We start from the raw sequence: 329 nt of genomic DNA on the forward strand, positions 1-329 counted from the left end.
GTGACTTTGTATTCATCCAGTTCGCCGTTGTTGGCTTTCAGTGACAGGTTATGGCTGCTGCTGGCAAGGACATCGGCTTGGGCACCGGCTGAGGTTGCCAGTTCGAGCACCTGTTCCATGGCGTGTTGCAGGGTATGTTGATCCGCCATTAGTTACCTCCCACCAGAATATTGTCTACTTTTAATGCCGGCTGGCCGACTGTCGTTGGTACTGAGCCGCTGACTGAGCCGCACATATCGGCTGCCAGTTCGAAATCCTGTCCGACCATACTGATTTCTTTCAGTACCTTTGGCCCGGTACTGATCAGGGTGGCGGATTTCAGCGGACGG

Annotated in this window: 1 pseudogene; it reads right to left on the bottom strand. The window is 54.1% G+C overall.

The features are described from left to right. Window positions 1-148: 148 nt before the first annotated feature. A pseudogene (locus ACYP03_RS25115) lies at window positions 149-329 on the bottom strand (TldD/PmbA family protein); the annotation flags it as partial.

Source organism: Photobacterium sp. R1 (genome assembly GCF_054600795.1).